Consider the following 339-nt stretch of genomic DNA (forward strand, 5'->3'; position numbering starts at 1 on the left):
ATCCCTGTTTGCCTTTAGGTTCGGCAGTATTTAACGCTTTTTCAGCGTTTGTGTTACTTTCAGAAAAATTTGCTGCTCCAGCAGGATCTTTTATGCTTCGTGTTTTTTTCTCCGCCCCATGAGTTTTTGCTCCTTTTAACTTAGCATCATTGGGTTTGGCATTACTGGATTTTGTTTTTTCGTTTTCAGCTTTTAGTTTTTTCTTCCCTCCGTTTGCTTTATGCACATCTGTTTCATTCACCGTTACTTTATCGGCCTCAATCTTACTTGCTCCGGTCTTAGGCACAGATGAAGTGCGCAGAGAAGCATTTTCATCTTTCTGAGTTCGTGAAGGAGGTT

1 pseudogene is annotated in these 339 nt (G+C 40.7%); it reads right to left on the bottom strand.

What is annotated here, in order from left to right:
* A pseudogene (locus ACFIK8_RS10085) lies at positions 1 to 339 on the bottom strand (cell division protein FtsH); the annotation flags it as partial.

This window comes from Bartonella sp. MR168JLCBS, from assembly GCF_042194175.1.